General features: G+C 48.8%; 1 protein-coding gene. It reads left to right on the top strand.

The window, feature by feature from the left end; genetic code table 11:
- Positions 1-868, top strand: an 868-nt coding sequence (locus R8O11_RS26200) for a DNA polymerase (RefSeq protein WP_318194737.1), incomplete at its 5' end; no start/stop codon positions are given.

Raw genomic sequence — 868 nt, forward strand, 5'->3', positions numbered from 1 at the left:
AGACAAGCTGCCGAAGATGATCAACCCTTCAACTGGTCGTGTACACACCTCTTACCATCAAGCGGTGACTGCGACAGGTCGTTTGTCGTCTACTGATCCAAACTTGCAGAACATTCCAATCCGTAACGAAGAAGGTCGTCGTATTCGTCAGGCGTTTGTAGCTCCTGCTGGTTACAAGGTTCTGGCTGTCGACTACTCGCAAATCGAGCTGCGTATTATGGCGCACCTTTCTGGCGACCAAGCGCTGCTTGATGCCTTCCGTGACGGTAAAGACATTCACGCCGCAACCGCAGCAGAAATCATGGGAGTGTCTATTGATCAGGTATCAAGTGAGCAGCGTCGCCGTGCGAAAGCGGTGAACTTTGGTCTGATTTACGGCATGAGCGCATTCGGCTTGGCAAAACAGCTGGGTATTCCTCGTGGTGAAGCGCAAGCTTATATGGACAAATACTTCGAGCGTTACCCAGGTGTAATGCAGTACATGGAAGACACGCGCAGCGCAGCAGCTGATAAAGGTTATGTAGAAACCATTTTTGGTCGACGTTTGCATCTGCCAGAAATCAAATCGCGTAATGGTATGCGTCGTAAAGCAGCAGAACGAGCGGCGATCAATGCGCCAATGCAAGGCACTGCAGCGGACATTATTAAGAAAGCGATGCTGCTAGTGGATCAATGGATTCAAGAAGAAGGCAATGGTCGCGTAAAACTTTTGATGCAAGTACACGATGAACTGGTATTTGAAGTCGAAGAGTCGTCTTTGTCCGAAATTGAAAGTAAAGTACAGAAATTGATGGAATCTGCAGCAGAGTTGAAAGTGCCTTTGGTGGCAGAAGCTGGTCACGGTGACAACTGGGATCAAGCGCACTAA

The sequence above is a fragment of the Vibrio sp. 1288 genome, from assembly GCF_033344475.1.